Raw genomic sequence first — 3,579 nt, 5'->3', positions numbered from 1 at the left:
CTCGATTCTATCGGGACTTCGAATTGCTCAATACAAGGAACGCAACCTGGAGAAACCGGATGTCTACTGACGAAGCCGCGCGCCTGCTGATCGCCGACGACGATCCGAATCTGCTGGCCGCCTACGTACTCTTCTTCAGCGCGCATGGTTTCGACGTACGGACCGCGCGCAACGGCCTCGATGCGCTCGCGCAGTATTGCGCGTGGCACCCGCACGCCGCGCTGCTCGACGTCGAAATGCCGCGTCTCGACGGCCGCGCGGTCGCGCGGCGCATCCGCTGCGCGGCCGATACGCCGGCGCCCATGCTGGTCGCCGTGACCGGCCTCGCATGCGACGAAGACAAGAACGAGTCGTTACGCTCCGGATTCAACCACCATTTCGTCAAGCCCGTGCCGATGCCGGTGATCCTCGCGGTATTGACGGGGGGCGCGTGGCATTGATGCCGGGAACGACGTACCTGCCGTGGCTGCTCCCGAGTCCGTGGCGCCGAACGCGTGCGGTGCTGCTGCGCGCCGCTTCAGCCGCTCAACCCGGCGCCGGCGGCCTCCCCCTCTAGTCGCCGAAACCCAATTCCGCTTCCACTGCTTGCCCAACGCGCAGCCGCGCCCCGGCTCCGCGCGCGACGATTGCATTGTTGCCGAACGTCACCGCACCGCCGCGCTGCGGACTTGCCCGGTAGACGCTCATGGTGTCGGTGGGCTCATTCGGCCAGGCGGGATCGGGTGCGCCCTTCGCCTGGTCGATGGTCGGCATTGGACAGCGCGAGCACGGCTTGACCAGTTGCAATTGGACGGCCGCCTCCTCGGCACCGTCGACACTCAAGCTCTCGACATAGTCCTCTTCGTACGCGTCGAGTCCCGTCAGCACGACGTTGGGGCGGAACCGGTCGATTGGAATGGACGGCGCGCCCTTACTGTTCAGCCGCCCGTTCAGATCGTCGAGCGAGGCCTGGCCGATCACCAGCAGCGGAAAGCCATCGGCGAAATGCGTGGTGGCGCCGCCGACGCTGCCGGTGTAGTCCGGATCGACAATCCGCTCGCGCTCGGGATCGAAGCGCAGCAGCCGCGCCGGCACGCCGAGAAAGTCCGCAAACCACGCGGCGCTTGCCTCACCGGTGTCGAGCCCGTAGGCCGCGTCGCGCCAGACCGCGGTCTGCACCTTAGGCGCGGCGCCGAGTTCGGCCGCATCAAGCGGTGTGCGCAATTCGCTCATGCCCGGCGCGCGAATCACGAGGTCATGTTCGCCGAGTTCGACCTTGACCAGCGCCATGCGGGGATACGCGCGCTGCGTGAGCATCGCACCGCTCGGGTCGGTGACCATCCAGCATCGATCGTATTCGAGGCCGGTGGCGAGCAGACGCGCTTCACTGAGCGCAATGCCGCCGCAGGATTTGATCGGATAGACGAAAAGCTCGCTGATGGTAGGCATGATGTGAAGCGTGGGGAACACGCGTTTTCTTGTGTTGATGCTCGATTGTAAAACGCCTTGCGACGCGCCAGATTGACCGCGCCATGGTGAAGCTGTAAGGCCTATTCCCAGCCTTCGAGCCGCAACGTCGCGCGCACGAGCCGCTGCTCTTCCTGTTCGATTTCGCGCAGGTTCGCGCACACGCTTTCGATGTGATCGGCCGCCGCCTTGCGCGCCTGCTCGGGCAGCTTGCCGGTGACCGCGTTGTAGAGCCGCGCATGCTGACGATCGATCACCCGTTTGTGCGGCTCGCGGTGATAGAGATTGTTTACCGAAGCAAACACCGAACTCAACAGCAGATCGGTCAGCGTGCTCAACGTATGCACCAGCACCGGGTTGTGCGAAGCCTCGCAAATCGCAAGATGAAACGCGTGATCGAGGCGCGCGTGGGTGGACGCGCTCGTCTCTTTGCCGTGCGCCGCGAGCATTTCCTCGTAACGGCGCGTGATCAGCACGAAGTCGGCGGCCGTGCCGCGCAGCGCCGCAAGCCGTGCGGATTCCGCTTCGAGCAACGCGCGCACTTCAAACAGATCGTAGAGCGTGCGCGGCTGCGAGCCGAGTAGATGCATCATCGGCGTGAGCGTGGGTTGCGCGGTCAGGCTGGCAACGAACGAGCCCCTGCCATGCGAGGTTTCGATGATGCCGCGCGCCCGCAACAGCTTGAGCCCTTCGCGCAACGCCGTGCGCGATACGCCGAGCTTGTCGGTGAGCCGGCGCTCGGAGGGCAGCGCCTGGCCCGTCTTCAGCACGCCGTCCACGATCAATCGTTCGATACGCTCGGCGACCACGTCGGCCACCTGCCGCGCGCCTTGCCCATTCGTTGTCTGGATTGCCGCTGTTTTCATTGCCTTTTCAACTGGTATGACCACTTCGAGATGCTATCACGGGTGAGTCGCGATATTCCATGCAACCCTTTTGTTGGTATGAACACAGTGTGATGGCGCGGCAACCGGTGCTTCAAAAACTGGTACGACCACTTTGCCGCGCCATCGACAGCGGCAGCCATAGCCGCAACAATCCCTCTGAGACATGCTTGCGCGCCTGTGCCCAACGGGTCCGACCGTCAGGTTGGCGCGGCACCAGGAGACCCCATGAGCTATCACTACGACGAACGCATCGACGGCGCGCTCGCGACGCACGACAAATCAAAGGTCGTCGCGCAACTGCAAGCGCTGATCCCCGACCTGCAACTCCTCCATGACCAGGAAGATTTGCGGCCGTACGAATGCGACGGCCTCGCCGCCTATCGCGCGACGCCCATGCTGGTCGCGCTGCCCGACAAGGTCGAACAGGTCGAGGCATTGCTGAAATTCGCCAACGCTCAAAAGATTCCCGTGGTCGCGCGCGGCGCCGGTACCGGTTTATCGGGCGGCGCCCTGCCATTGGACAAAGGGATTCTGCTGGTGATGGCGCGCTTTAACCGGATTCTCGAAGTCGATCCCGAGGCCGGCATCGCGCGCGTGCAACCCGGCGTGCGCAATCTCGCGATCTCACAGGCCGCCGCGCCCCATGGCATGTATTACGCGCCGGACCCGTCGTCGCAGATCGCCTGTTCGATCGGCGGCAATGTCGCGGAAAACGCGGGCGGCGTGCATTGCCTGAAGTACGGACTGACCGTCAACAACATCCTGAAGCTCGAAATCCTCACCATCGACGGCGAACGCATCACGCTCGGCTCCGATGCATTGGACGCACCCGGTTTCGATTTCCTCGCGCTTTTCACGGGCTCGGAAGGCCTGCTCGGCATCGTCACCGAAGTCACCGTGAAGCTGCTCACCAAGCCGCAAAGCGCGAAAGTGTTGCTCGCCAGTTTCGACGACGTCGAGAAGGCCGGGGCCGCGGTCGCCCAGATCATTGGCGCGGGCGTGATCCCTGGCGGCCTCGAAATGATGGACAACCTCGCGATCCGAGCCGCCGAAGACTTCATCCATGCGGGCTATCCGGTCGATGCTGAAGCGATCCTCCTGTGCGAAGTCGACGGCGTGGAAAGCGACGTGCAGGAAGACGTGGCGTGTGTCGAAGCGCTGTTGCGCGCGGCGGGCGCCACCGATATCCGCCTCGCCAAAGACGAAGCCGAACGCCAGCGCTTCTGGGCTGGCCGCAAGAACGCGT

General features: G+C 64.2%; 4 protein-coding genes. 2 read left to right on the top strand and 2 right to left on the bottom strand.

Translation table 11 applies throughout. From position 1 onward, the window contains the following. Positions 1–440, top strand: a 440-nt coding sequence (locus QOC89_RS09860) for a response regulator (RefSeq protein WP_323044838.1), incomplete at its 5' end; no start/stop codon positions are given. Positions 441–552: 112 nt separating this feature from the next. Here QOC89_RS09860 and QOC89_RS09855 read toward each other — a convergent pair. Together QOC89_RS09855 and glcC are read right to left on the bottom strand one after the other, a co-directional pair. Continuing rightward, on the bottom strand, positions 553–1,428 hold the full coding sequence (locus QOC89_RS09855; RefSeq protein WP_323044837.1) for an MOSC domain-containing protein: 876 nt from the start codon (positions 1,426–1,428) through the stop codon (positions 553–555). 101 nt (positions 1,429–1,529) lie between these two features. Beyond that, on the bottom strand, positions 1,530–2,312 hold the full coding sequence (glcC, locus tag QOC89_RS09850) for a transcriptional regulator GlcC (protein ID WP_323044836.1): 783 nt from the start codon (positions 2,310–2,312) through the stop codon (positions 1,530–1,532). 246 nt (positions 2,313–2,558) lie between these two features. Between glcC and QOC89_RS09845 the strand changes: the two genes are divergently transcribed. Then, the coding region (locus tag QOC89_RS09845; protein ID WP_323044835.1) for an FAD-binding protein at positions 2,559–3,579 on the top strand (1,021 nt) is incomplete at its 3' end.

It is taken from the genome of Paraburkholderia sp., assembly GCF_034668105.1.
Taxonomy (GTDB): Bacteria; Pseudomonadota; Gammaproteobacteria; order Burkholderiales; family Burkholderiaceae; genus Paraburkholderia.
This window is presented reverse-complemented; position numbering and strand designations above follow the sequence as displayed.

Bases quoted from the DNA above. Each gene is read 5' to 3' on its own strand.
- QOC89_RS09855 (WP_323044837.1), bottom strand. From the start codon at position 1,428: ATGCCTACCATCAGCGAGCTTTTCGTCTATCCGATCAAATCCTGCGGC.
- glcC (WP_323044836.1), bottom strand. From the start codon at position 2,312: ATGAAAACAGCGGCAATCCAGACAACGAATGGGCAAGGCGCGCGGCAG.